The organism is Parvimonas micra, from assembly GCF_037482165.1.
Classification (GTDB): Bacteria; Bacillota; Clostridia; order Tissierellales; family Peptoniphilaceae; genus Parvimonas.
On sequence record NZ_CP148048.1, the window covers coordinates 521,712 to 547,518 of the forward strand.

Sequence of the window (25,807 nt, forward strand, 5' to 3'; positions counted from 1 at the left end):
AGGTTTATTGTGAGTAGTTCAAAAAAATTAACAAAAAAAGAACTTTTGGAAATGTATGACAAAATGTTACTTATAAGACATTTTGATATGGAACTTAGTAAATTATATTCAAGAGGTTTTATTCATGGAATGACACATTATTCTGTTGGAGAAGAAGCTGCGAATGTAGGTGCTATTTATCCCATGAGAAAAGAAGATTTAATGTATTCAAATCATAGAGGACATGGTCAAACAATTACAAAAGGTATTGATATAAATAAAATGATGGCAGAAATTTTGGGAAAATCTACTGGTCAATGTAAAGGCCGTGGAGGCAGTATGCATCTTTACAATTTGGAAGTAAACAATATGGGATGTAATGGTATTGTTGGCGGTGGACATGGTTTAAGTACAGGTGCTGCTCTTGCTCAAAAGATGAAAAAGACAGGAAATGTTGTTGTTTGTTGCATGGGTGAAAGTGCTACAAATGAAGGAAGTTTTCATGAATGTTTAAATATGGCATCAATATGGAAATTACCTTTAATATTTTATGTAATAAATAATAAATATGGTATTTCAATGTCTCAACAAAGATCAATGACTGTTGAAAGGGTTGTTGATAGAGCAGAGGCTTATAAAGTGAAATCAATTTATGTTGAAGATGGTAATAATGTTTTAGATGTTTATGATGCTATGAGTGAAGCACTTGATTACGCTAGGGAAGGTAATGGACCTGTTTTGGTTGAAGCGAAAAGCTATAGATGGTTTGGTCACTCTGCTTCAGATGCAGGAAAATATAGAGATAAAAAAGAAGTTGACGAATGGAAAGAAAAAGATCCAAATGTTGCATTTAAAAAATATTTGGTTGAAAATAAAATTGCGACTGAAAGTGAACTTGATGAAATGGAAGAAAGTGTAAAGAAAGTAATCGCTGATGCAATAACATTTGCTAAGGAATCACCTTTAGCAGATGAAAAAGATGCTTGTACTGATAATTATGCTTAATATTATTTAATAGGAGAAGATTATGGCTAGTGAAATAAAGATTATGACTTTGCGTGAAGCAATAAAAGAGGCGATGTCCGAAGAAATGCGTAGAGATGAAAATGTATTTTTAATGGGAGAAGATGTTGGTATTTTCGGAGGAGATTTCGGAACTACTGTCGGAATGCTTGAAGAATTTGGAGAAGAAAGAGTTAGAGATTGTCCTATAAGTGAAGCTGCTATAGCAGGAGCTGCCGCAGGTGCAGCGTCTGTTGGAATGCGCCCTATCGTTGATTTAACTTTTATGGATTTTGTTACAATAGCGATGGATGCTATAGTAAATGAAGCTGCTCCAATGAGATATATGTTAGGTGGAGAAGTAAGTGTTCCAGTTGTTTATCGTTGTGCATCTGGATCTGGTACTGGAGCCGCTGCTCAACACTGCAAGGCTCTTGAATCATGGTTCTGTCATATTCCGGGATTAAAAGTTGTTGCTCCTGGAACAGTGAACGATGCTTATGGAATATTAAAAGCATCAATAAGAGATAATAATCCAGTAATTTTCATTGAATCTAAAGCCCTTTTTGGAAGAAAAGGCGAAGTAAAGGTTGGAGAAATCGTTGAAATTGGAAAAGGAGAAGTTAAAGTTGAAGGCAAAGATGTAACTTTAGTTTCTTGGGGAAGAATGTTAGAAAGAGCTTTACAAGCAGCTGAAGAATTAAAAGCTGAAGGAATTAGTGTTGAAGTTGTTGACCCAATAACATTAGTACCTTTAGATGAAGACTTGATAGTTGAATCTGTTAAGAAAACAGGAAGACTTGTTCTTTGCCATGATTCATTTAAAACAGGTGGATTTGGTGGAGAAATTTCAGCTAGAATTGCTGAAAGTGATGCTTTTGATTATTTAGATGCACCAATTTATAGACTTGCTGGAGCCGACACAAATATACCTTCTGCTAAAAACTTAGAAGCAGTAATTGTACCAAGTGTTGAAGATATTAAAAATACAATTAGAAAAGCAGTTAATAGATAGGAGGAAATTATGTCTGATATAAAATTAAGAGCAACACCTGCTGCAAGATTTTTATCTAAGCAAAATAATATCGACTTATCATTGCTAAAAGGAACAGGCCCTAAGGGAAGAATTCAAAAAGAAGATGTTTTAAATTTTAAAAATTTTGGAATTATTAAAGTTTCTTCTCTTGCGAAAAAAATTGCAGAAGTTGAAGGTGTTGATTTAACTAAGGTAACTGGAACTGGAGTTAATGGTAAGATTTTAAAGGAAGATGTTTTAGAATTTTTAGCAAATAAAGATGTAATTTCTACAGAAAAAGCAGTTGAAGAACAACAAATCGAAACTCAAGAAGTTAAAAAATCATATGGTGAAGTTGAAGAAGTTCCAATGTCAATGATGAGAAGAACTGTTGCCAAGAGAATGAGTGAAAGTTATTTCACAGCACCAGTTTTTGTAGCAAATATAGAAGTTGATATGACTGAAGTTAAAAACTTAAGAGCTAATATTATGCAACAATTAATTGATGAAACAGGATATAAACTTACTATTACAGATATAATTTCTTTAGCAACTGTTAAGAGTTTAATGAAACATCCATATGTAAATTGTAGTTTATCAGCAGATGGAACTAAAATTTTACTTCATAAATATGTAAATCTTGCTATGGCTGTTGGTCTTGAAAGTGGACTTTTAACTCCGGTTGTTAAAAATGCTGAGAAAATGAATTTAAGAGAACTTATGATTTCATTAAAGGACTTAACTAAAAAAGCTGTTGAAATGAAATTAGAGTCAGAAGAATTAGAAGACAGTACATTTACAATTAGTAATTTAGGAATGTTTGGAATTGATTCTTTTGCTCCTATTATAAATCAACCTAATAGTGCTATTTTAGGTGTAAGTGCAACTGTTGATAAGCCAGTTGTTCTTAATGGAGAAATAACTGTAAGACCTATTATGAAATTATCAATTACTGTTGATCATAGGGTTGTTGATGGAATGGAAGCAGCGAAGTTTTTAAATACTTTGAAAAATTATTTAGAAAATCCTATTTCAATTTTAGTTTAGTGTGAGGAGAAAATTATGTTAACAGAAGTAATAATGCCAAAAGCTGGTAGTGAAATGGAAGAAGGCCAAATTGTAAAATGGCTTAAAAAAGAGGGCGACAAAGTTGAAGCCGGAGAAATAATTTTAGAAATTATGACTGATAAGGTTAATATGGAAATTGAAGCTGAGGCTTCTGGAACTTTGCTTAAAATATTAAAGCATGATGGAGAAATTGTTCCAGTAATAACAACTATTGCATATATTGGAGATGAAGGAGATGTTATTCCTGAAACTACTTCAGCACCTGTTAAAGGAGAAGTTAAGGAAGAAGTAAAAGAAAAGACTGAAGAAAAAGTAGTTGAAGTTAATACTGAAAATAAAAAAGAATTAAAAGATGGTGAATATGATGTTGTTGTAATTGGTGCTGGTCCTGCAGGTTATTATTCAGCGATTAAAGCTGCTCAAAAAGGAGCAAAAGTTGCAATAGCTGAAAATAATAAATTTGGTGGAACTTGTCTAAATAGAGGTTGTATTCCAACAAAAACATATTTACAAAATGTTGAAGATATAGAAAGAATTAAAGCGTCTAGCAAGAGAGGAATCATTTTAGAAAATGATAATGCTACTGTTGATGTTGCAAAGGCTTTAAAATTCAAAAATTCAATAGTAAAGAAACTTACAGCTGGAGTAGAATTCTTATTAAAGAGCAATTCAGTAGAAATGTTTAAAGAAACAGCTTATATTAATTCAAATGGAAATGTTACTTTAGAAAGCGGAAAAGAGCTTGTATGTGGTTCTGTAATTTTTGCTGGTGGATCTAAATGTGTTAAAAATATTAAAGGTTCAGATAGCTCAAATGTTATAGATACTGATGAAGCCTTAGATTTAAAAGAAGCACCTGAATCATTAGTAATAATTGGAGCGGATTATATTGGAGTTGAAATGGCTCAAATATTCAGTTCTTTTGGAAGTAAAGTAACTGTTGTTGAAAGAAAAGAATCAGCAATTGAAGTTGTAGATTCAGAAGTTTCTTCAATTTTAATCAAGTCTTTAGAAAAATCAGGAATTAAATTTATCTTTGGTAAAGAAATTACTGAAATTTCTGGAGAAAAAGTATTAGCAGGTTCAGAAGAAGTTGCTAGTGCAAAAGTAATTTTACTTTCAACTAGAGAAGCTGATTTAACTGCATTAAAAGATGTAAAACTTGAAGTTTCAGATGGAAATGTAGTTGCTAATGAAAAAATGCAATCAAGTTTAAAGAATGTTTATGTTCCTGGAGATGTTAATGGTAAAAATCTTCTTGCACATGCTGCATTTAAAATGGGATATATTGCTGCTTCAGAAATAGTTGAAGGCAAATCAGACAAGTACAATAACAATATAATTCCTAGAGCAATTTACACATATCCTGAAATAGGTAGTGTAGGTTTAACTGAAGAAGAAGCTAAAAAATCTTATGATGTTAAAGTTGGTAAATTCAACTACAGTGCAAACGGAAGAGCTTTGGCTCATGGAGATTCATCAGGAATGGTTAAAATTATTGCTGATGCAAGATATGGAGAAATATTAGGAGCTCATATTGTTGGACCTAGAGCATCCGAATTGATTAATGAAGTTTCAATTTTAATGCAATCAGAAATCATTGTTGAAGAAGCAATTAAAATGGTATTTGGACATCCAACTTTCTCAGAAGCAATTTATGAAGCTATTGCAGATATTGAAGGAGTCAGTGTACATTTACCTAAAAAGTAAAATAAATATAACTATTGAAAAAGGATAGAAGTTCTATCCTTTTTTTAATGAATATGATAAAATAGTTCTAATACTTTTGAAATTGAGGAGAAATTATGATTTTTATAAAAAATAAAATCACAGATGTATATTTTAACTTGGCTATGGAAGAATATATTTTTGAAAAATTTAAGGAAGATGAAGTTTTTATGCTTTGGATAAATGAACCATCTGTAGTTATTGGAAAACATCAAAATTTAATAGAAGAATTGAATATGAAATACTGTTTTGATAATAATATTAAGATTGCTAGAAGACTTTCGGGAGGTGGGACAGTTGTTCACGATTTTGGAAATCTAAATTATACTTACATAACAAATACTACAGGAGATACTGCACTGGATTTTAAGGAATTTTTAAAGCCCATGTATAAAGCTCTTTTGAATTTGAATATTGATGCTAATATTTCTCCTAGAAATGACTTTAGAGTTGAAGAAAAGAAAATTTGTGGACATTCTCAATTTATGAGAAAGAAAAGAGTTCTACATCATGGCTGCATTTTATTTGATAGTAATTTAGATAATTTAAGAAATGCATTGAATGTTGAAAACAAAAAAATTATTTCAAAATCTGCAAAATCTGTTAAGAGTAGTGTTGCAAACTTAAAAGAGATTTCAAAGCTAGATTATGAAATTTCAGATTTTTTAGAAAAATTAAAAACAGAAATTTTAAAAACTCAAGAGAATTTTGAAATATATGAATTAACAAAAGAAGATATTTTAAAAATAGATAAAATAAAATCTGAAAAATATGCTACAAAAGATTGGATATATGGACAATCTCCTAAATGTACTTTTATTTTAGATAAAGAAAGAGATTATACTGTTGAAATTGAAGGTGGAAGAATTGAAAAAATCAATATTGGATACGATAATAAATTTGAGAGTTTAATAGGATTGTATTTTGAATATGAAGAAATAAAAAATAAAATAGATGAGTTGAATATAAAAGACGATTATGCTCAGAAATTTATAGAAATTTAAGGTGATTATATGCTATTTTTAAAAGAGATGAATATTGAAGATGCAAAGAAAGAATATATTGCAATAACTTCGATTCCTAAAGATGAGAATGGATTTGAGAATAAATTTTATAATGTTTCATTTGAAGAATTTGTAAATGAGATAATTCCAACTTGTGAAAAACAATCTAAGGGAATAGATTTAAAACCGAACAGAGTTCCTCAAAATTATTATTTTTTATGGGATGATGATGAAATTGTAGGACTTTTTAAAGTACGAAAAAAGCTTAATGACTCTTTAAGAGAGGGTGCAGGACATATCGGTTATGGAATTATAAAAAATATAGAAATAGAGGCTATGCAACTAGGGGTCTTAAATTAGTTATTGAGCTTATAAAAGATGAAATTGAAGAAGATGAAATTTATATGAGTGTAAATAAGGATAATGCATACTCTTTAAAAACTCAGCTAAACTGTGGGGCTTATATATTTAATGAAAATGAAGACCACTATTTTACTAGAATTAAAATTTAAGATTTATTTTTATAATTGGCAATTTAAAATGGATTGTCTTTTTTGTTAAATAAAAATGTTATTCAGAACCTATCAAATGAGAAGTAATAAAAAATAGCATAAAATCAATAAAAAATTTTACTTTTTGACGTATATATGCTATAATTAATTGTTATGCGTTGGATATAAAATATAGAAAGGAAAGTATATGAGAAATATTGAAAATATAAGAAATGTTGCGATTATAGCACATGTTGACCATGGTAAAACTACTTTGGTAGATTGTTTATTAAAAAGTAGCGGTGTTTTTAGAGAAAATCAAGATGTAAAAGAAAGAGTAATGGACTCAAATGATATAGAAAGAGAAAGAGGAATTACAATTCTTTCAAAAAATACTGCCATTGATTATAATGGAATAAAAATTAATGTAATTGATACACCAGGACATGCCGATTTTGGTGGAGAAGTTGAACGTGTTTTAAAAATGGCAAATGGAGTTATACTAGTAGTTGATGCTTTTGAAGGACCTATGCCTCAAACTAAATTTGTTTTGAGAAAAGCTTTTGAACTTAAATTGCCAACCATTATTTGCATAAATAAAATTGATAGACCTGAAGCTAGATGTGAAGAAGTTGTTGATGAAGTTTTAGATTTATTTATCCAACTTGATGCATCTGAAGATTATTTAGAAAGTCCTTTTGTTTTTGCGTCTGCAAGATCTGGATATGCAACCATGGATTTTAACAAAAAGACTGAAGATATGAAAACTCTTTTGGATGTTATTGTTGACTATATTCCTGCACCAAAAGGAGATGAAAAAGCACCTTTTAAATTGCTTATTTCTACTACTGACTATAGTGAATATGTAGGTAGAATAGGTATTGGTAAAATTGAAAGTGGTAGTGTTAAACTCGGAGATGATGCTGTAATTGTAAATTATAATGACAGCAGTATAAATAAGAAAATAAAAATTACTAAAATATATGAATTTGAAAATTTATCCAGAAAAGAAGTTGAGAGCTCTTCTGTAGGAAATATTATTGCGGTAACAGGGGTTGAAGGAATTAGTATTGGAGATACTCTTTGTTCTTTGGAAGATATAACACCTCTTCCATTTGTAAAGATTTCTGAACCTACTCTTGCTATGAATTTTATAGTTAATAATTCTCCTTTTGCTGGGAAAGAAGGGAAATTTGTTACAAGTAGACAAATTCGTGCAAGACTTTATAAAGAATTAGAAACAGACGTAAGTTTAAGAGTTGAAGACACAGATTCAACAGATAGTTTTAGAGTTTCTGGAAGAGGAGAACTTCATCTTTCAGTTTTAATTGAAAATATGAGAAGAGAAGGTTATGAATTCCAAGTTTCAAAACCTGAAGTTCTTTACAAAAAAGATGAAAATGGTAAATTATTAGAACCAATAGAAACTGTAACAATAGATGTAGATCAAGAATTTGTTGGTTCTGTTATAGAAAAGTTAGGGCAAAGAAAAGCTGACTTAGTTAATATGAATCCTTCACAAGCAGGATATACAAGACTTATATTTAATATTCCTGCAAGAGGACTTATTGGATATCGTTCAGAGTTTTTAACTGATACTAGAGGAAGTGGAACTTTAAATACTGAATTTAAAGGTTATGAACCTTTCAAAGGTGAAATTCCAAAGAGAAATGTTGGCTCATTAATTTGTTTTGAAACTGGTGTTGCAACAGCTTATGGATTAAATTCAGCACAAGAGAGGGGAATATTATTTATTTCTCCTCAAGCGGAAGTTTATGAAGGAATGGTTGTTGGTTCTAATGCTAAGGGACTTGATATTGAAGTTAATGTTTGTAAAAAGAAACAACAAACAAATATTAGATCATCAGCATCTGATGACGCTTTAAAACTTAGCCCACCGAAGATTATGAGTTTGGAAGAAATGTTGGAATTTATTGAAAGTGATGAATATATTGAAGTGACTCCAAAGAGTTTAAGAATGAGAAAGAAGATATTGGATTCACAATTAAGATATAAATCTAAGAAAAATAATAAATAGTTTAATAATATGTCATAAATGTGGTATAATAATTGTAAGTTTATATGTTATAAGGATAGATGTATTTTTAGCATAATGAAATAAATTTATTAATTGAGAAAAAATTTATATTTAAATAAAAAATATTTTGGAGGGATTTGTTTGCCTAAGATATTAGTAAGAAAAAGTGCTCCTTTAGAAGGTACTGTAAAGATTGATGGAGCAAAAAATGCAGCACTACCTATTATAGCTGCTTCACTTTTAGGAACTGAACCAATAGTGCTAGAAGATGTTCCTAATTTAGTAGATGTTAAGATAATTTTAAAAGTTTTAGAAAGTTTAGGTGCAAAAGTTGAATTTTTATCTGAAAATAGAGTTTCTATTGATTCAAGTAAGATTAATTCTTTTGTAACTGATAGAAGTTTGATGGAAAAGATGAGAGCATCATTCTTGGTAATGGGTCCATTACTTGCAAGATTTGGAAGAGCGGACGCGTTTTTACCAGGTGGATGTGCTATAGGTTCTAGACCAATTGATTTGCATTTAAAGGGATTTAAAATTTTAGGGGCTTTAATTGAAGAAGAACCTGATAAAGTTTCAGCAAGATGCGAAAAACTTTATGGAGATACAATTTATTTGGATTTTCCATCAGTAGGTGCAACACAAAATATAATGATGGCTGCAACTCTAGCTAAAGGTGAAACTATAATTGAAAATGCTGCAAAAGAGCCTGAAATTGTAGATTTAGGAAACTTTTTAAATAAAATGGGAGCGAAAGTCTCAGGAGCAGGAACTTCCACTATTAGAATTATAGGTGTAGAAAAATTAGGTGGTACAGTTCATACTATTATTCCTGATAGAATAGAAGCTGCTACATTTATGATAGCTGCTGCAATTACAGGCGGAAAAGTTGTAGTTCAAAATTGTATTTCAAATCATATAAAACCTGTTATTGCTAAATTGAAAGAAACAGGTGCTTATGTTGTTGTAAATGAAGATGAGGATTCAATTTTTGTAAAGGGTGGAGATAAGATTAAAGGTACAGATATTAAGACTTTACCTTATCCTGGTTTTCCAACAGATGTTCAAGCTCAATTTATGGCTTATTTGTGTGTATGTGAAGACCAAGCAAAAGTTACAGAAACAGTTTTTGAAAATAGATTTATGCATGTTGAAGAGCTTAATAAAATGGGAGCTATAATTGCTACAAGTGGGAAAGAAGCTAGAATTGCCGGCGTTAGACAACTTGTTGGAGCAGAAGTTAACGCTACAGATTTAAGAGCGGGAGCTGCGCTTGTTTTAGCGGGGCTTGTTGCTGAAGGTACTACAACCATTGGAAATATATATCATATAGATAGAGGATATAATGATTTTGTTGGTAAAATGAGATCATTGGGTGCTAATATTGAAAGAATAGAAGATTAATTTTTTAGGAAACTAGTTATAGTTTCCTAAATTTATATACAGGAGAATTTATGAAATTAACAGGAGAAGTTATAAAGGTCAGATATGTAAATGAAGAAAATGGATATTCTGTTTTTGACTTGAATACAAGTGATGGTGAAATCAAAATTGTAGGAATTTTTGATTCTGTTAATGTTGGAGAAAGTTTAGAAGTTGAAGGGGAGTTCACATATGATAACAAATATGGAGAACAGCTTAATGTAACTTCTTATCAAAAAAAATTACCTAGTTCTATTACTGAAATTCAAAAATATTTAGCTAGCGGAATTATTTCTACTATTGGAACTAAGAATGCAAGTTATATTGTAGAGCAATTTGGAAAAGAAAGTTTAAATATAGTTTTTGATGAAACTGATAGATTGATTGAAGTTAGAGGGATTGGAAAGAAGAGTATTGAGAAAATAAAAAAATCAGTTGAAGAATTGAAATTTAGCAAAAATATTTTATTTCACCTTAGTGGGCTTGGTATAAGTTTAAGTTTATCTAAAAAGATTTATAATATTTTTCGTGAAAATACTTTAGAAGTTATTAATGAAAACCCATACAAACTGATTAAAAATGTAAAGGGTATTGGTTTTTTAAAAGCTGATGAAATAGCTTTAAAGAATAATTTAGATAAAAATAGTCCTTATAGAATTGAATCAGCTATTATTTACGTTTTAAATCAAAAATCCATAAATTTTGGACATGTTTACTATCCTAAGGAAAAACTTACCGATGAAGTTTCTAAACTAATAGGAGTTGAAAAAGAACTTATAGAACCTGTATATATGAATTTACTTTTATCTTCTGAAATAGTTATAGACAATTCATTTGAAGAATCAAATGTTTATTTAGATTATTTATATGTTTCTGAAAGCTTTATTGCAAGTAAACTAGCAAAAATGGCTTTAAATGAAGATTTTAAGATTCTATTTGACATTGATAAGGAGATTAAAACTGCAATCAAAAGTTTGTCCATAAAACTGTCAGATATTCAGATAAATGCTATAAGCTCTTGTTTTAAAGAAAATATTTCTATTATAACTGGTGGTCCGGGCACAGGGAAAACCACAATAATAAATACAATATCAAAGATATATTTAGATAATGGATATAATATTTCTCTTTGTGCTCCAACAGGTAGAGCTGCAAAAAGAATCGAAGAAACTACAGGGATAGAAGCCAAGACTATTCATAGAATGTTAGGATATATTCCAAGTAGTTATGATGATATTGGACATTTCGAATATAATGAAGATAATCCTTTGGATACTGATGCAATTATTATTGATGAGATGAGTATGGTTGATGTAGTTCTTTTTGAAAAACTTTTAAGAGGAGTGAAAGATAATACGAGATTAGTAATTGTAGGCGATGTTGATCAGCTTCCAAGTGTCGGTGCAGGAAATGTCTTAAGGGATTTAATTAATTCCAAAAAGATAAAATATACAAAACTTGTTGATATTTTTAGACAATCCGAAAGTAGTAATATAATTGTTAATGCTCACAAAATAAATAATGGGCAAGAGCCAATTTTAAATGAAAAAAATAGTGATTTTTTCTTTTTAAAAACTGAAACACCAGTAATTACCAGAAATGTTGTAGTTGATTTGATTAGTAAAAGACTTCCGAAAGCCTATGGTTATGATTTTTCTAAAGATATTCAAATTCTTACTCAAAGCAGAAAAGGAATCTGTGGAGTTTTTGAATTAAATAGATTGTTACAGGATATTTTAAATCCGAAAATTGAAACAATTGATGAACTATTAGTTGGTAATAAACTTTTTCGTGTAAATGATAAAGTTATGCAAACTAAAAATAATTATAATCTTTCTTTTTTTGATTCTGACGGAGAAGAAAATTTTGGTGTATATAATGGAGATATGGGACATATTATTTTTATTGATAAATCGAGTAAGAAGTTGACAGTTAAAATGGATGATAATAGGGTTATAGATTATACCTTAGAAGATTTAGATAATTTAGAATTAGCTTATGCAATAACTATACATAAGTCTCAAGGTTCTGAATTTAAATCTGTAATTATTCCTATGTTTGATGGATATAGACTACTTCAAACTAGAAATTTATTATATACTGCAATTACAAGAGCTAAGGAAAATATTGTACTAGTTGGAGATAAGAATGTTATGAACAATATGATTAGAAACAATACTATAAATAGCAGATATTCTAATTTGGAAAATAGGATAAAACATTTTTACGGTCTTGTAGAGGAATTGTTGTAATGATAAAAAAATTTTTAAAAAGTTTCTTTTTTAATGAAGATTATTGTTTTTTCTGTAAAGATAATATTGTAAAAGACTTTTATTTGTGTGAGGATTGTATATCCAAAATCAGAAAATATGATAAGGAAATTTTTAATGATTATGGTGAGAATTGTTTTAAAAAAGATATTTTATTCTATTATTCTGGAATACTAAAGACAAAAGTTAAGGAATTTAAGTTTGAAAATGGAGTATATTTAAAAAATCCTTTTGGAAAGTTGATATATGACAATTTAGATAAATCTTTGCTTGAAAAGATAGATTATATTGCTTATGTTCCTTCAAGTAAAAAGAAAATTAAACTTAGAGGATATAATCATTCAAAACTTCTTGCAGAGGAAATTTCAAAGTACTCAAACATACAGTTGTTTGATAATCTTCATAAGATAAAAAATACAAAATCACAACATTTTTTATCCCTTGAAGAAAGAAGCGTAAATTTAAAAAATTCTTTTTTAGTTGATTGTGATTTAACGGGAAAGAATATTTTACTATTAGATGATATACATACAAGTGGTGCAACAATTGATGAATGCTATAAAGAATTAAAAAAGTCTAATTGTAATTTTGTATGGGCTGTATGCTTATGTGGAGTTTATTAATATTTATAATTAAGTAAGTTATTTTTAACTTGCTTTTTTATTGTTAAAATACAATATTTCTAAATTTAACTAACTTAAAATGGCATAAAAAACTATGTTTAAAAATAATTTAGATATATTATTTTTAAAAATTTTGTTATAAAAAGTCGAAAAAAAGTCATTATTATAATTGTAAACAGTTTTCTAAAATGATATAATATAAGGGCAAATCATACAATTTATGTTTCACTAATATATAGGGGGAATTATGAAAATATTTAAAAAAATTTTAATTTCATCTTTGGCACTTGTTTTAAGTGCAGGACTTCTTGTGGGCTGTGGCTCTAAAAAAGAAGAAAAAAAATCTGCTGATGGAAAAATAACTATTGAAAAACTTACAATTGGTTTTGTACCTTCAAGAGAACCGTCAGAAATAGTTACTGCAACTGAACCTTTAAAGAATTTATTAAAGGAACAATTAGCAAAAGAAGGATATGATGTTAAAAATGTTGAAATAACAGTTGGAACAAGTTTTGAAGCGGTAGGAGAAGGACTTAATGCTGGAACACTTGATATTGGATTTATTCCAGCGGGAACTTATGTTTTATATAGAGATGGAGCGGAAGTTCTTTTGACTGCTACTAGAAAAGGACTTTCTGTAAATGATGATTCTGCTAAGGTTTGGAACGAACAAAAACCTACAAAGAAAACAGAAGATCAAGTTACTTCTTATAGAGCATTAATTATTGCTGGACCATCTGAAAAAGGACAAGCTATAGCTAAAAAAGTAAATGCTGGAGAAAAATTAACTTGGGATGATGTAAAAGATTTAAAATGGAGTGTTATGAATCCAACTTCACCTGCAGGATATATTTACCCAACTCTTTGGTTAAATGAAAATTTTGGAAAAACTATTAAAGATTTAGGAAATAATGCAATTTTAAGTGATTCTTACGGCTCTGCTTTTGCTAGACTTGCTTCAGGTCAAGTAGATGTACTTTGTACATATGCTGATGCTAGACTTGACCAAGAAAAGAAATGGACTGAAAATTATGGAAGAAAAACATCAATTTGGGAAGAAACAAATCTAATTGGTGTTACAACTCCTATATATAATGATACTGTAAGTGTTTCTAAAAAATCTAAGAATATAACACCCGAATTCAAAAAAGCTCTTGAAAAATCACTTATTGAAATAGCTAAAACTGAAGAAGGAAAAAAAGTTATATCTGTTTATAGTCATGAAGGTTATCAACCAGCAAAGGATAGTGACTACGATAATGAAGCAAAAGCTCAAGATATTGTAAAAAAATTAAAATAATGATGAATTAATTAAATTGTGTGAGTATTAGGGAGAGAGAAATCTCTCCTTTTTTAACAAAATATATGGAGAAAAAAATGATAGAATTTAAAAAAGTTAGTAAAGTTTATCCTAATGGTACAAAGGGATTAATAGATGTCGATTTAAAAATAGATCAGGGAGAGTTTGTAGCGATTATAGGACTTTCTGGATCAGGTAAATCTACATTAATTAGATGTGTCAATAAGATGCATGAAATTACTTCAGGAGAATTAATTGTAAATGATGTTGATGTAAAAAAATTAAGTGGATCAGATATTAGAAAGTTTCGAAGAAAAATTGGAATGATTTTTCAATCTTTCAACTTAGTTACAAGAACTACAGTTATAAAAAATGTTTTAACTGCATTTGTTCCGGATTTAACAGGTTTTAGAAAATTTTTTGGGATATTTCCTAAGGAATGCAAGATAAAATCTTTAGAAGCTTTAGATAAAGTAGATATGTTGGAAAAAGCTTATGTAAGAGTTGACCAACTTTCGGGAGGTCAACAACAAAGAGTAGCTTTAGCAAGAGCCTTAGGTCAAAACCCTCAAATTATTTTAGCCGATGAACCAGTTGCCGCTCTAGATCCTGTAACTTCAAATCAAGTTATGGAAGATTTTAGAAAAATTAATAAAGAAAATAATATTACAATTTTAATTAATATTCATGACGTAGATTTAGCTTTAAAATATTGTGATAGAGTTGTTGGAATAAACAAAGGTAGAATTGTTTATGATGGATCAGCAAGTGATATTACAAAGGAAATCTTAGATAAAATTTACCAAAAAGATTTATTTGAAACTGGAGAATAATATGAAAAATATATTTGATACCATATTTCCAAAAGAAAAGATAACTTTAGATAATGGAAAAGTTGCTTTCAGGCCACGTTCAAAAACTCCTTTAATTACAGTTATCGTAATTTTTTTAATGTATATTTCAGTAAAGGTTACTGGTTTTAATTTTGAAGTATTTAAAAATTTTGGAAACTTTTTTAATATTTTAAAAGGGATGATTCCACCTGATTTTAGTTATTCTAAAGAAGTTTTAACTCCACTTTTTGATACTATAAAAATGTCTTTGATGGGGTCGTTTTTAGGAGCATTAGTTTCATTACCTATTGCAATTTTAGCTTCCAGCAATATAACTAAAAATAAATTTGTAAATGGATTTTTTAAATTATTTTTAAGTATTTTAAGAACTCTACCTTCTCTTGTTTGTGCTTTAATAGCAACTTATATATGGGGTCTTGGTACTTTTGCAGGAACTGTCGCAATCTTTATTTTTTCATTATCTTATGTTGGAAAATTATTGTATGAGTCAATTGAAACTGTTGATATGGGTGCTTTTGAATGTATGGAATCTATGGGATTTACTAAATTCTATGCTTTTAGATATGCTATATTACCAGTTGTTTTACCTTCATATATTTCAACAGCATTATTCAACTTTGAAGGTAATGTTAGATATGCAGCAATTTTAGGTTATGTTGGTGCAGGCGGTATCGGTATGATTTTGAATGAAAAACTCGGTTGGAGAGAATATTCAAAAGTTGGTACTATAGTATTTTTATTACTTTTAACTGTTTTTGTAATAGAAATTATAAGTGAACATTTTAGAGGAAGGTTGGAGTAATGGAAATGGTGAATTCAAAAGTAGAAGAAAAATTAAAAAAAGAGCCAAAATCATATACTTATATCATTGCAGTTATTGTAATAGTTTTAGGACTTTTAGTTTGGTCAGCAATGTCCATTAAAAAAGGCGATGATGTAAAAGACTCAATGACAATTGCTAAAAATATTATAAATGGTATATTACATCCTGATTTGGAATTTCTTTTTAGATTCGATAGTAAAGGTGTAATTTATTTGCTTTTTGAAACAATGTGTATTGCATTTTTAGGTACAATAATTGGAGCAATTATTTCTATTCCTTTTGCATTCATTTCTGCAAAGAAAATTGTTTCAAAATATGTAGCTGTAATTGGAAGATTTTTTACAATGTGCGTTAGAACTGTTCCGGCTTTTATCTACGGACTTATGTTTATAGGCGTTACTGGGCCCGGAGCATTGGCAGGTGTATTTACAATGTCAGTTGTTTCAATAGGAATGGTTACTAAATTGTATATAGATGTTATAGAAGATTTAGATTTTGGTATTATCGAATCTCTTTCAGCGATTGGATGTACTAAAATTGAGCAAATAAGATATGGAATTTTACCACAAATTTATTCAAAATTAATTTCTATTGTTATTTATAGATTTGATATGAATTTAAGAGATGCATCTGTTCTTGGACTTGTTGGAGCAGGTGGAATCGGGGCACCACTTATTTTTGCGATGAATAATTATCGTTGGAATGAAGTTGGGTCAATTTTAGTTGGAATAATTATTTTAGTTTTAATTATAGAAGTTTTTTCAAATAATGTAAGAAGAAAATTAGCGAGGGGATATTAATGGCTTTTAAAATTTTATCTACCACTGATGTTCATGGTAATTTACTGGCATATAATTTTGTAAACTCTGCTATAGCAAATAAAGGACTTTCAAGGTTTTCGACTTTTTTAGAAGAGGAAAGAAAAAAGGGGAAAGTAATTTATGTTGATAATGGAGATATAAATCAAGGAACACCTTTGGTAACTTATGCTAATGCTAATTTAAAAGAAAATATTGTTGCTAAAGCTCTTAATTATTTACATTGTGATTATATTAATATAGGAAATCACGATTTTAACTATGGTAGTGAGTTTTTATATAATTATGTTAAAGAAACCAATGCAAAATGTATTACCGGTAATGTAAAGTATAAAAATAAAAAATTTGGAAGTACAGATATTATTGATATAGATAATAAAAAAGTTGCACTAATCGGAGTTGTAACTGACTATATTGACCATTGGGAAAATCCTAAAAATTTAGAAAATTTGGAAATTTTAAATGTTTTTGAAACTGTTAAAAACTCAGTTGAGGTTGTTAGAGATAAGGTTGATTATGTTGTAGTTTTTTATCATGGCGGTTTTGAAAGAGACTTAGAAAGTGGGAATCCTACCGAAAACTTGACAGGAGAAAATGTCGGTTATGAGATTTGTGATAAAATTTCCGGAATAGATGTTTTAGTTACAGGACATCAACATAGGACTTTAACAGGAAAGATAAAAGATACTTTTGTAATACAATGTGCAGATGGATGTGCAACTTGTATGGAAATTTTATTTGATGAAAATATTTCAGTTAATCTTAAAGATATTTCAGAATATGAAATTGATTCTGAAATGGAAGAAAAATTTAAAGAAGTTTTAAATGAAACTGAAAAATGGTTGGATGTAGAAATTGGTAGTTGTAATAAAGAAATGTATATTTCTGATACAAAGTCTGCTCAATTGGAAAAACATTCAATTACAAGTTTTATAAACAAAATTCAAAAGGAAACTATGGGAGCGGATATTTCTTCTTGTTGTCTTTTTGAAGTTATGCCCGGTTTTGGTAAAAATTTAAGATATAGAGATATAATTTTAAATTATCCATTCCCAAATACATTAGTTTTAAAAGAAATGAGCGGGCAAAATATTTTAGATTATTTAACGCAGCTTTCAACTTACTGGATAGTGAAAGACAATAGAATTGATATTAATCCAAAGTTTTTATATCCAAAAAGAGAGATGTATAATTATGATATGCTTGATGGAATAGAATATACAATGAACATTTCAAAAAATGGAAAAAATTTCATAACAGACGTAAAAGTTGATGGAGACGAGCTGATTTTAGATAAAAAATATAAACTTGTATTAAATAATTATAGAGCGACAGGAGGAGGAAATTTTTCGTTTTTCCCAGAACTTAAAACTCTTAAAGAAGATACGAGGGATATCGCCGAAGTTTTGATTGATTATGTAAAAGATAATAATTATGTTAAAATTGAGGACAAGAATAATATAAAATTAAAAATAGTAGATTAGGTAAAAAGACTATTGCAATAGATGCAATAGTCTTTTATATATAAAGAGAAAATACAAAAAGGTTGGAAATTATTCCAACCTAAACTTTTAAAAATTCTATATCTTAATTTTATCTGTAAAATGATCCTTGTTGCCATCCGCCTTTTAAATATATTGCATGAGCAATCATACTTACTAATACATTTGAAATTGCCATTGCAAGCCATATACCTGTTGCACCATAACTTGTAAAATTCTTGAAAAAAAGTATTAATGGAAGCCTTATTATCCAAAGTCTTATCATATCTATAGCCATTGAATACTTACTATTTCCAGAACCTTGGAAAAGTCCTTGATATACAAAAAACATATTTAACATTACAAGAGTTATTAATGTATAGAACATATAACTATTTGCTTGTACCATAAGTACTGAATCTTTTGGTGCACTTATAAAGAAAGATAAAATTTCATATCTAAATATAAAACTAATTATTGCAATTATAATTGACATAATAATTATAATAATAGAAGCTTTTTTAAATGTTTCTTTAACTCTCTTAATATTATTATTTCCTATATTTTGTCCAATAATTGAAGTTATTGCTGAGCCTACTCCGCCTGGAGGAATATTTAAAAGTCCACTTATTCTATTTACCATTCCATAAGCGGCAACAGTTTCTGTTCCATAGCTTTGAATAAATGAGTTCATTATCATGAAACCTATGGCAGTTCCAACTTGCCCTATTACTGATGGTAAAGTAATTCTATAAATTCTTTTTAGAATATGTTTTTCCCATTTAATATATATTAAACTATTTAGGTTTAATTTAATAATATCTTTGTTTATTCTTAAATGAATAAATCCAACAATACACATTATTCCTTGTGTTAATACTGTTGCAACAGCCGCACCCTTTACTCCAAGTCCAAATCCTGAAATTGATGTAAAAGGAATTATATCAAAAATAAAAATCGGATTTAAAATCATATTTAATATAACACAAATTGTACTTATCATTGTAGGAATTGTGTTTTTGCCCTGAGCAGATAATATTGATGAATATATGTAGTAGAGAAATATAAATGGAATTCCAAGATAGCTATATTTTAAATAGATTATACTATATTTTGCTAAATCTCCAGTTGCACCCATCATTTTTACTATCAAATCAGCACTAAAATATCCTAACAACATAAATACTATAGAAAATAGTAAAGAAATATTAACTAAAGTATCCGCATATTTTTGTGCATGTAAATAATCTTTTCGACCTAATAATTGAGAAATTAAAGATATAGCAGCTATTGACAGTCCAATCCCAATAGAATTAAATAAAAAAATAACAGGCCAAGTAAAACTTGTTGATGCAAATTCTGCTGTTCCTAATTTTCCTAGCCAAAAGGCATCTGCAAGAGAGTATAACTGTTGAATAAAATTGTTTAAAATAATTGGAATGGATATTATTGCGATTATTTTGTAAATATTACCATGTAGAATCATTTCGCTTCGTTCTTTTTTCATACAACACCTCCCATAAAAATTTATACCTTTATTATATTCCACAAATATAGTGGAATAAAACATATTTAAATAAAAATCTTTTAAAAATATTATAATAATAGTAAAAAATGTACTTTTAAATTATTTAGTTCAACTAATTTTTTGAAAATATTTATCATTAATTATAGAAATTTATTATAATTTCTTATAAATTTGTTAGTTTACTAAAAATTATATTATCAGTGTAATATCAATAATAAAAAATAATATTATTATCTTAAAATAAATTATGATAAATTATAAAAATATGATATAATAATTATATCTTTATCCTTTGTGATAAAGTTGCATTTATTTTATTTCCATAATTATATTAAAATAATATGGATTAGATAATTTAGGAGGAAAATATGAAAAAATCAAGAATTTTATCTTTAATGCTTGCTGGCTTAATGTTAGTTGGTTGTCAATCTAAAAAAGCAGAAGATAAAAAAGAAGAAAAGCAGGTAGAAACTACTAAAAACTTTGAAGGAAAAACTTTAAATGTTGTAGCTACGTCTGAAAAATATAAAAAACTTTTTGATAAGTTTTCAGATGAAACTAAGGCTAAAGTTGAATTTCTTTCAATGTCAAGTGGAGAAGTAATTGCTAAAATTAAAGCTGAAGGTGGAAAACCAAGTGCTGATGTTTGGTTTGGTGGCGGAATTGATGCCTTTATGAAAGCTAAATCAGATGGTCTTTTAGAAATGTATAAACCTGAAGGATTTGATAAAATTAAAGAAGGATTTAAAGATAATGAAGGTTACTGGATTTCAAAGGGAGTTACAGTTGTAGGATTTTTAGTAAATAATAAAATTTTAGAAGAAAAAGGACTTAAAGTACCTAAAACTTGGGAAGAAATTGTAGATCCTAAGTATAAAGATGAAATTATTATGGCAAATCCTGCTGTTTCAGGAACTAGTTTTGCAAATGTTAAAGGCCTTATAGATAAGTATGGAGAAGAAAAGGCCTGGGAATATTTTAAAAAGTTAAATGATAATGTTAAGTTCTATGGAAAAAGAGGAAAAGATCCACAAGAAAAAACAGTAGCAGGAGAATTTGGAATAGGAATTATTCCAATTGATAAATCAGCTTTTGATGTAGCTGAAAAAAATAATTTAACTGCAATTTATCCAGAAGATGGTTTATGCTGGGTACCAGAAGGTGTAGCAATTTTTAAGAACAGTCCAAACCTTGAAGTTGCAAAAGCATTTGAAGATTTTATTTTAAGACCTGAAAATCAACAATTGATTGCTGAACTTGATGGAAAAGATGGTGGTCAAATGGTAATTGAAGGAACTAAAGGGTATGATCTTGGCTTACCTAAAGATAAATTTATAAAAGAGGATATAGAAAGTTTTGGTTCACAAAGAGAAGCTATTCTTAAGAAATGGGCAGAATTAACACAAGGAAAATAAAATTTCACGATAATTTTTATCGAGAATATTTTTAGAAATCTTGTTGTTTTACAATAGAAAATAGGGAGAGCAATCTCCCTTTTTAATTAATTAAAGTTATGAAAAGATATTTTAAATTTTTAGATGCAATTATTATATTAACTCTTGTTTTTTGTTTATTTACTTTTATTTTATTTCCTTTCTTAAAAGTTTTTACTTCCACATTTTTTAATGAAGGAAAATTTACTTTAGAAGGATTCACTTTTTTAAAAACACAGAGTAAACTTTTATATAATTCAATTTTTGTAGCAATTTTTGCTACCATAATTACAACAATTGTTTCAGTTTCTATTGGAATTTTTTGTTTTAGTATTAGAAAGAGTATAAAGAGATTAATTTCATTTGTTTTAATGATTACAATGATATCTCCACCTTTTGTTTCATCATTAGCATATATAAAACTTTTTGGAAGAAGAGGTTTCATAACACATGATATTTTTAAGCTTTCATTTAATGCTTATGGTTCATTTGGTGTTATTTTAATGCAAAGTATAGGTCTTATTTCTTTGAGTGCTCTTATGATTATATCTACACTAGATAATATTGATAAGGAGCAAATAAATAGTGCAAGATCTTTAGGGGCAAAAACAAATAATATTATTTTAGATATTATTTTACCTCAATTATTACCTAGCATAAAAGTTGTTGCAATTTTAAGTTTTATAAGAAGTATTGCTGATTTTTCTACACCTTTAATAATAGGTGGTTCTTTTGAAACTTTAGCTTCAAAATCATATAATGTTTTTATTTCTGATGGAAATATTATTCAGGCTGGAGCTATGAATATAATACTTTGTATTCCAGTTATTTTTACTTTTATATTTTATATAAAGAATTCAAGAATAATTTCAAATACAAATTTTGGATCTAATGTGTCAGAAGTTAATATTGAAAAGAAAGGTATTGTTTTTTCCTTTGCAATTTTTTTATCAACAATATTTTTGATTTTATTAATTTTACAATATAGTTCTATAATTTTATCTGCTTTTACAGATTATTCAAAAGGAAAATTATATTTTACATTTGAACACTTTATAGGAATTAAGAACCATATAGATAAAACTATTTTTAGAAGTATTAATTATTCTTTGATTTCTGCTTTCTTTGGTAGTCTAATAGGACTTTTACTACAATATTATATTCATATAAGAAATGTAAAATTTTTAAAAATATTTGATTTTATTGCTACTATGCCATATATGTTACCAGGTACTTTCTTTGGAATTGGATATATATTAGCTTTTAATAATTATCCAATTTACATTACAGGAACTGCTTTAATAGTTATTTTGAATGTTACTTTTAAGCAACTTCCTTTTTCAACTAAAGTCTTTAGTTCTAGTTTAGAAACAATAGATAAGAATCAAATTTTAAGTGCAAAAGACCTAGGAGCAAATGAATTCTTTATTTTTAAAGATGTTATTTTATCACATACAAGAAATCATTTTGTTATAAGCATGATAAATGGATTTAATAGTACTATGACTACAGTTGGATCTATAATTTTCATTGTATATCCAGCACAAAAGGTTTTGACTCTTGTAATGTTTGATGTCATAAATAGTGGTAAATACAACACTGCTTCAGTATTAGCTATATTGATAATTCTGATTTGCTTAATTTTTAGTTTATTATTTATGTTTATTAATTATATTTTAAATAAATTAGGAGATACTTATGTTCTTAGAAGTAAAAAATTTATGTAAGAAATATGGTGAAAAGGAAGTTTTAAAAGATATTAACTTCTCTCTTGAAGAAGGTAATATTCTATGTATATTGGGACCTTCCGGTTGTGGAAAAACAACCATTTTAAATTCAATTGGAGGTTTTATTAAAAACGATTCAGGACAAATTATTTTAAATGGAGAAGATATAAGTTCTTTAAATCCAGAAGATAGAAATATTTCAACAGTTTTTCAATCTTATGGACTTTTTAGTAATAAAAATGTTTTAGAAAATGTTGCTTATGGATTGAAATTTAGAAATGTAAAAAAGCAAGATAGAATAAAACAATCTATGGAAATGCTAAAAATTGTTGGACTTGAAGGATATGAAAAAAGAAAAATTCATGAGTTATCTGGTGGCCAAAGGCAAAGAGTGGCACTTGCAAGAAGTCTAGTTATAAGTCCAAGACTTATTTTGCTTGATGAACCTTTTTCAAATCTTGATAAAAATTTAAGAATTACAATGAGAAATGAAATTAAGAAACTTGTAAAATATTTTAAAATGACAACAATACTAGTAACACATGACCAAGAAGATGCTTTTACAATGGCTGATAGAGTTATTTTAATGAATGAAGGAAAAATAATTCAAAATTCTACAGTTACTGAGCTATATAATTCTCCAAATAGTGAGTTCTCACTATCATTTATTGGAAATTCAAATAAATTAGATAATGATAATTTTATTAGGCCGGAAAAAATCAAAATAGTTGATTATGAAACTCAAGAACCTGCTAAAATTTTATCAAAACAATTTAGAGGAGCTTTTATAGAGTATCAGTTAAAGTTAAAGAAAAACGATGAGAAGATATTAAAAGTAGTAGAATTAAATACTGGAAAAGAAAAAAATATCGGAGAAGATGTTTTTATTGAGTACAAATTACAAAAACTTTCAATTTAATTGAAAGTTTTTTTCTATATTAACAATTGTTGAATTTTAGTTGATATTGTATTATAATTAATATGAAAAATATAAAAATTAGAAAGATGTGATTTTATGGGTTTAGATAAATTATTTTTTTTGTTATCAACTATAAGAATAACAGATATTATAGATATATTTATAGTTAGTTTTATGTTTTATAAGTTATTTGCATTGATTAGAGGAACAAGAGCCACTCAACTTATAAAAGGGATACTATTCATTTTTATAGCTTCAAAACTAAGTGAGTTTTTTAAACTTTATACTATAAGTTGGATTTTAAATAATGCAGTCACAGTTGGTTTTATAGCTATTTTGATAGTATTTCAACCAGAACTTAGAAGGATATTGGAACATATTGGAAATAATAAACTTTTAAAACCTGTTAATTTTGAAGTATCAAGTAGTAATGCTAATGTCATTGAAGAAATTGTTAAGGCTACATATTCATTAGCTGACAAAAAAATTGGTGCTTTAATGGTTTTAGAAAGAAAGACAGGCCTTAGGGATATTATTGAAACAGGTATTTCTTTGAATTCTGACGTTTCTTATGAATTGTTAATGAATATTTTCATTCCTAATACTCCATTGCATGATGGGGCAGTTGTTATAAGTCATGATCGTATTATAGCAGCGTCTTGTTTTTTACCTCTAACTGATAGTAAACAAATATCAATGGAACTAGGAACAAGGCACAGAGCTGGTATTGGTATTTCAGAAAAATCAGATGCTATAGTAATCGTTGTTAGTGAAGAAACAGGATATGTTTCTATTTGTGAAAAGTCAAGAATAAATAGAAATGTTTCAAAAGAATACTTATTAAATTATTTAGTTGAAAATTTTGTTGTCGAAGAAAAAAATACTAATTCATTAAAAGAAATTTTCCAAAATTTATTTGAAAATAAAGAAGTTTCAGATGATGTTGTAAATAAGCAAGAATTTAAAGAAGAAGTTAAGAAAGAAATTATTGAAGATATAAAAGAAGAAGTTAGTGAAATTGTTGAAAATCAAGGTGATAAAATTGTTAAAAAAGATTAATATAAAGAGTATAATTGAATTAATTAAGAAAGATTTTAAATTAAAAGTAATTTCATTGGCTGTTGGAATAGTTATGTGGTTTCTTGTTATTGGTGGAGTTAATCCAGTTGTTACAAGGCAATTTAATGATGTTCCTGTAAGTTTTAAGAATCAATCTGTTTTAGAATCTAGAAAACTTATAAGAATAAGTCCTGAAAATCCAACAGTAACAGTTACTATAACAGGAAAAAGAAGTGATGTTTATTCTGTAAATAAAAGTGATATAGTTGCAGAGGTGAATTTACAAAACGGGATAACATCTGGGGCACATAGATTATCTATTAATTATAAAGTTCCATATAATGTTCAGTTTAAATCAGCTTCAGAAACTGATTTACTAGTTACTTTAGATGAAGAAATAAGTAAAACTTATAAAGTTGAAGTTGAAACAGTTGGACAAATAAAGAATAAAAACCAAGTTGTAGCAAAAAAAGAACCTGCTGATTCTGAAATTGTAGTAAGTGGACCGGTTAGTTATGTAAATAAAGTTAAGAAAGTTCTTTGCGTTGTAGATGTTACTAATAAAGATAGTGATGAAGTAGTTCAATCTAAAATAGTAGCTGTTGATGAACTTAATCAAGAAGTTAAAAAAGTGACTCTTAGTAAAACAGACACTAATGTTTCTATTGGATTTAAGAACTTTAAAGAAGTTCCAATAAAATTAGTAGAAATAAATACACCACCTAGTGATGTAAGAATTATAAAGAAAAACATTGTTCCTAATATAGTTTCATTGGTTGGAAATTTGACAAGTTTGGAACAAATTTCGGAAATAAGCACTAAACCTTTTGATTTGTCTCAAATAAAGGAATCAGGTTCATATAATCTTAATTTGGAATTACCATCTGATGTAGCTCTTGTTAATAATGATTTAAAGGTTGTTATTAATATTGATGTTGACAAAAAGATTGAAAAGAATTTTGAAATTGATACTTCTAATATTTCAATAGAGAATGAGTCTGATAAAGAAATACTATTGAAAGGTTTACAAAATAAGGTTCAGGTTACTGTGAGAGGCTATGAATCTGACTTGGCTAAGCTAACTGAAGACGACATAAAACTTTATGTTTCAGTTAAGAAAGAAGATGTCGGTAAAAATGTGCAAATAAAAGCCAAAAATATTGAAAATATTGAAATTGTAAAAATTTCAAACGATATTGTTCAAGCTATTGGAAAATAAATTTTA

At 27.9% G+C, this 25,807-nt stretch carries 21 protein-coding genes; 20 read left to right on the forward strand and 1 reads right to left on the reverse strand.

Annotation, left to right across the window (positions count from 1 at the left end; translation table 11 throughout):
• The first annotated feature begins 9 nt into the window (after nucleotides 1-9).
• From WFJ11_RS02560 to WFJ11_RS02630, 15 genes are all read left to right on the forward strand, one after another.
• Entirely contained in the window at nucleotides 10-984 is a 975-nt protein-coding gene (locus WFJ11_RS02560; RefSeq protein ID WP_009372783.1) for a thiamine pyrophosphate-dependent dehydrogenase E1 component subunit alpha, read from the forward strand.
• 22 nt (nucleotides 985-1,006) lie between these two features.
• Nucleotides 1,007-1,996 (forward strand): alpha-ketoacid dehydrogenase subunit beta, encoded by a 990-nt coding sequence (locus WFJ11_RS02565; protein ID WP_269720398.1) that lies wholly within the window; start codon nucleotides 1,007-1,009, stop codon nucleotides 1,994-1,996.
• Between the two features lie 9 nt (nucleotides 1,997-2,005).
• The gene (locus WFJ11_RS02570; RefSeq protein ID WP_338817625.1) at nucleotides 2,006-3,043 is read left to right on the forward strand and encodes a dihydrolipoamide acetyltransferase; all 1,038 of its coding nucleotides are present in this window, start codon (nucleotides 2,006-2,008) and stop codon (nucleotides 3,041-3,043) included.
• Between the two features lie 15 nt (nucleotides 3,044-3,058).
• Nucleotides 3,059-4,774: a dihydrolipoyl dehydrogenase gene (gene lpdA, locus WFJ11_RS02575; RefSeq protein WP_338817626.1), complete on the forward strand. Its 1,716-nt coding sequence runs from the start codon at nucleotides 3,059-3,061 to the stop codon at nucleotides 4,772-4,774.
• Nucleotides 4,775-4,869: 95 nt separating this feature from the next.
• Nucleotides 4,870-5,796 (forward strand): lipoate--protein ligase, encoded by a 927-nt coding sequence (locus tag WFJ11_RS02580; protein ID WP_338817627.1) that lies wholly within the window; start codon nucleotides 4,870-4,872, stop codon nucleotides 5,794-5,796.
• 9 nt (nucleotides 5,797-5,805) lie between these two features.
• Complete coding sequence (locus WFJ11_RS02585) at nucleotides 5,806-6,156, forward strand: hypothetical protein (RefSeq protein WP_338817628.1); 351 nt, start codon at nucleotides 5,806-5,808, stop codon at nucleotides 6,154-6,156.
• Between the two features lie 339 nt (nucleotides 6,157-6,495).
• Nucleotides 6,496-8,325 carry a translational GTPase TypA gene (typA, locus tag WFJ11_RS02590; RefSeq protein ID WP_313960868.1) on the forward strand — a complete coding sequence of 610 codons (1,830 nt, stop codon included), beginning with the start codon at nucleotides 6,496-6,498 and terminating at the stop codon, nucleotides 8,323-8,325.
• A 141-nt stretch (nucleotides 8,326-8,466) separates the two neighbouring features.
• Nucleotides 8,467-9,729 carry a UDP-N-acetylglucosamine 1-carboxyvinyltransferase gene (gene murA, locus WFJ11_RS02595; protein WP_293438825.1) on the forward strand — a complete coding sequence of 421 codons (1,263 nt, stop codon included), beginning with the start codon at nucleotides 8,467-8,469 and terminating at the stop codon, nucleotides 9,727-9,729.
• A 50-nt stretch (nucleotides 9,730-9,779) separates the two neighbouring features.
• Entirely contained in the window at nucleotides 9,780-11,999 is a 2,220-nt protein-coding gene (gene recD2, locus WFJ11_RS02600) for an SF1B family DNA helicase RecD2 (RefSeq protein WP_338817630.1), read from the forward strand.
• A complete protein-coding gene (locus WFJ11_RS02605; RefSeq protein ID WP_009372341.1) occupies nucleotides 11,999-12,640 on the forward strand; it encodes a ComF family protein in 642 nt (213 codons plus the stop codon). Before recD2 ends, WFJ11_RS02605 begins: the two co-directional genes overlap by 1 nt.
• Nucleotides 12,641-12,887: 247 nt before the next feature.
• Nucleotides 12,888-13,940: a phosphate/phosphite/phosphonate ABC transporter substrate-binding protein gene (locus tag WFJ11_RS02610; protein ID WP_338817631.1), complete on the forward strand. Its 1,053-nt coding sequence runs from the start codon at nucleotides 12,888-12,890 to the stop codon at nucleotides 13,938-13,940.
• A gap of 77 nt (nucleotides 13,941-14,017) precedes the next feature.
• Nucleotides 14,018-14,773 (forward strand): phosphonate ABC transporter ATP-binding protein, encoded by a 756-nt coding sequence (phnC, locus tag WFJ11_RS02615; RefSeq protein WP_009372456.1) that lies wholly within the window; start codon nucleotides 14,018-14,020, stop codon nucleotides 14,771-14,773.
• A gap of 1 nt (nucleotide 14,774) precedes the next feature.
• Nucleotides 14,775-15,596 carry a phosphonate ABC transporter, permease protein PhnE gene (gene phnE, locus WFJ11_RS02620; protein WP_009372583.1) on the forward strand — a complete coding sequence of 274 codons (822 nt, stop codon included), beginning with the start codon at nucleotides 14,775-14,777 and terminating at the stop codon, nucleotides 15,594-15,596.
• Nucleotides 15,597-15,601: 5 nt separating this feature from the next.
• The gene (gene phnE / locus WFJ11_RS02625) at nucleotides 15,602-16,417 is read left to right on the forward strand and encodes a phosphonate ABC transporter, permease protein PhnE (RefSeq protein ID WP_230197185.1); all 816 of its coding nucleotides are present in this window, start codon (nucleotides 15,602-15,604) and stop codon (nucleotides 16,415-16,417) included.
• The gene (locus WFJ11_RS02630) at nucleotides 16,417-17,919 is read left to right on the forward strand and encodes a bifunctional UDP-sugar hydrolase/5'-nucleotidase (protein ID WP_338817632.1); all 1,503 of its coding nucleotides are present in this window, start codon (nucleotides 16,417-16,419) and stop codon (nucleotides 17,917-17,919) included. Before phnE (WFJ11_RS02625) ends, WFJ11_RS02630 begins: the two co-directional genes overlap by 1 nt.
• 109 nt (nucleotides 17,920-18,028) lie before the next feature.
• On the opposite strand, the gene WFJ11_RS02635 is transcribed toward WFJ11_RS02630, so the two are convergent.
• Nucleotides 18,029-19,423, reverse strand: a complete 1,395-nt coding sequence (locus WFJ11_RS02635; protein WP_338817634.1) for an MATE family efflux transporter — start codon at nucleotides 19,421-19,423, stop codon at nucleotides 18,029-18,031.
• A gap of 389 nt (nucleotides 19,424-19,812) precedes the next feature.
• Between WFJ11_RS02635 and WFJ11_RS02640 the strand changes: the two genes are divergently transcribed.
• The 5 genes from WFJ11_RS02640 (at nucleotide 19,813) to WFJ11_RS02660 (ending at nucleotide 25,801) form a co-directional block, all read left to right on the forward strand.
• The gene (locus tag WFJ11_RS02640) at nucleotides 19,813-20,859 is read left to right on the forward strand and encodes an ABC transporter substrate-binding protein (RefSeq protein ID WP_009354268.1); all 1,047 of its coding nucleotides are present in this window, start codon (nucleotides 19,813-19,815) and stop codon (nucleotides 20,857-20,859) included.
• Between the two features lie 98 nt (nucleotides 20,860-20,957).
• A complete protein-coding gene (locus tag WFJ11_RS02645; protein WP_338817635.1) occupies nucleotides 20,958-22,604 on the forward strand; it encodes an iron ABC transporter permease in 1,647 nt (548 codons plus the stop codon).
• Complete coding sequence (locus tag WFJ11_RS02650; protein WP_338817636.1) at nucleotides 22,576-23,523, forward strand: ABC transporter ATP-binding protein; 948 nt, start codon at nucleotides 22,576-22,578, stop codon at nucleotides 23,521-23,523. The genes WFJ11_RS02645 and WFJ11_RS02650 overlap by 29 nt, the downstream gene beginning before the upstream one ends.
• Before the next feature lie 96 nt (nucleotides 23,524-23,619).
• Nucleotides 23,620-24,582: a diadenylate cyclase CdaA gene (gene cdaA, locus WFJ11_RS02655; RefSeq protein ID WP_293438852.1), complete on the forward strand. Its 963-nt coding sequence runs from the start codon at nucleotides 23,620-23,622 to the stop codon at nucleotides 24,580-24,582.
• On the forward strand, nucleotides 24,557-25,801 hold the full coding sequence (locus WFJ11_RS02660; RefSeq protein ID WP_141557451.1) for a CdaR family protein: 1,245 nt from the start codon (nucleotides 24,557-24,559) through the stop codon (nucleotides 25,799-25,801). The genes cdaA and WFJ11_RS02660 overlap by 26 nt, the downstream gene beginning before the upstream one ends.
• Nucleotides 25,802-25,807 lie beyond the last annotated feature (6 nt).

Bases quoted from the DNA above. Each gene is read 5' to 3' on its own strand.
- phnE (WP_230197185.1), top strand. From the start codon at position 15,602: ATGGTGAATTCAAAAGTAGAAGAAAAATTAAAAAAAGAGCCAAAATCA.
- WFJ11_RS02580 (WP_338817627.1), top strand. From the start codon at position 4,870: ATGATTTTTATAAAAAATAAAATCACAGATGTATATTTTAACTTGGCT.
- recD2 (WP_338817630.1), top strand. From the start codon at position 9,780: ATGAAATTAACAGGAGAAGTTATAAAGGTCAGATATGTAAATGAAGAA.
- WFJ11_RS02635 (WP_338817634.1), bottom strand. From the start codon at position 19,423: ATGAAAAAAGAACGAAGCGAAATGATTCTACATGGTAATATTTACAAA.
- phnE (WP_009372583.1), top strand. From the start codon at position 14,775: ATGAAAAATATATTTGATACCATATTTCCAAAAGAAAAGATAACTTTA.
- WFJ11_RS02645 (WP_338817635.1), top strand. From the start codon at position 20,958: ATGAAAAGATATTTTAAATTTTTAGATGCAATTATTATATTAACTCTT.
- WFJ11_RS02630 (WP_338817632.1), top strand. From the start codon at position 16,417: ATGGCTTTTAAAATTTTATCTACCACTGATGTTCATGGTAATTTACTG.
- WFJ11_RS02605 (WP_009372341.1), top strand. From the start codon at position 11,999: ATGATAAAAAAATTTTTAAAAAGTTTCTTTTTTAATGAAGATTATTGT.
- lpdA (WP_338817626.1), top strand. From the start codon at position 3,059: ATGTTAACAGAAGTAATAATGCCAAAAGCTGGTAGTGAAATGGAAGAA.
- WFJ11_RS02570 (WP_338817625.1), top strand. From the start codon at position 2,006: ATGTCTGATATAAAATTAAGAGCAACACCTGCTGCAAGATTTTTATCT.
- WFJ11_RS02640 (WP_009354268.1), top strand. From the start codon at position 19,813: ATGAAAAAATCAAGAATTTTATCTTTAATGCTTGCTGGCTTAATGTTA.
- WFJ11_RS02585 (WP_338817628.1), top strand. From the start codon at position 5,806: ATGCTATTTTTAAAAGAGATGAATATTGAAGATGCAAAGAAAGAATAT.
- WFJ11_RS02610 (WP_338817631.1), top strand. From the start codon at position 12,888: ATGAAAATATTTAAAAAAATTTTAATTTCATCTTTGGCACTTGTTTTA.
- typA (WP_313960868.1), top strand. From the start codon at position 6,496: ATGAGAAATATTGAAAATATAAGAAATGTTGCGATTATAGCACATGTT.
- phnC (WP_009372456.1), top strand. From the start codon at position 14,018: ATGATAGAATTTAAAAAAGTTAGTAAAGTTTATCCTAATGGTACAAAG.
- cdaA (WP_293438852.1), top strand. From the start codon at position 23,620: ATGGGTTTAGATAAATTATTTTTTTTGTTATCAACTATAAGAATAACA.
- WFJ11_RS02565 (WP_269720398.1), top strand. From the start codon at position 1,007: ATGGCTAGTGAAATAAAGATTATGACTTTGCGTGAAGCAATAAAAGAG.
- WFJ11_RS02650 (WP_338817636.1), top strand. From the start codon at position 22,576: ATGTTCTTAGAAGTAAAAAATTTATGTAAGAAATATGGTGAAAAGGAA.